Consider the following 928-nt stretch of genomic DNA (forward strand, 5'->3'; position numbering starts at 1 on the left):
AGATGAAACTATCCAAATTAGATCCTTTCAAAGGATATTTAAAAGAAAGACTTAACAAGTATCCAAAGATAACTTCAACAGTACTTTTTAAGGAAATAATTCAAATGGGATACACAGGCAAGCCTACCATTCTTTACGATTATATTCGCTCAATAAGGCCTGAACCTTTTGAAGAGTATAAGAGATTCGAAACTCTTCCAGGTGAACAGTTTCAGGTTGATTGGGGAGAGAGTAAAACTATTATATCCGGAGAAAGCGTTTTGATTAAGTATTTTGTCATGGTACTCGGATATTCGAGAATGTTTTACTTTGATTTTGTCAAGGATGAGATACTTTGGATCTTGACTTATACTAAGAATGTACTCAAAACTTCTGAGCCTCTGGTCCTTTCTTTTTGTGATATATTTGTTGTGAGCATGGAACTACTCCTTTTTTCTCTCTCACAAAGGAAAGTATAGGATGATTCCATGCTCATTGTCTACTGTTTTCAAAGATCTTTATTCAATATTCACGTTCCAAATAGGAAGTGCATAGTTAAGGAGTAAATATTACGAACAGATTTAAGCATTTTAAGTTGCTTCTTCTATAAAATCAAGAAATTTCAAAAAAATTGAACTGAGCCGAAAGTTTGAACGGAGAAGGTGAATTTGTATGTTGAATTATATTATAAGGCGCAGTGCTCTATCACTTTTAACTGTATTTATAATTACATCCTTTGTTTTCATAGCCATTCATCTTGTACCAGGAAATATAGTGGATATAATGATGGGAACGCAAAATTTTTTGTCACAATCTCAAAAAGAAGCTCTTTATAAGGCTTATGGTATTAATCAACCATTATTCATTCAATATACTATATGGCTAAAAAATATGATATCTCTAAATTTAGGTAATTCATTGAGATCTGGAGAACCAGTAATAAGCATAT

General features: G+C 32.0%; 2 pseudogenes. Both read left to right on the plus strand.

From position 1 onward, the window contains the following. Positions 1–458, plus strand: a pseudogene (locus tag ACP5SP_RS07975) (hypothetical protein); the annotation flags it as partial. A 193-nt stretch (positions 459–651) separates the two neighbouring features. Beyond that, positions 652–928 (plus strand): annotated as a pseudogene (locus ACP5SP_RS07980) (glutathione ABC transporter permease GsiC); the annotation flags it as partial.

This window comes from Caldisericum sp. (assembly GCF_049967455.1).
GTDB lineage: Bacteria > Caldisericota > Caldisericia > Caldisericales > Caldisericaceae > Caldisericum > Caldisericum exile_A.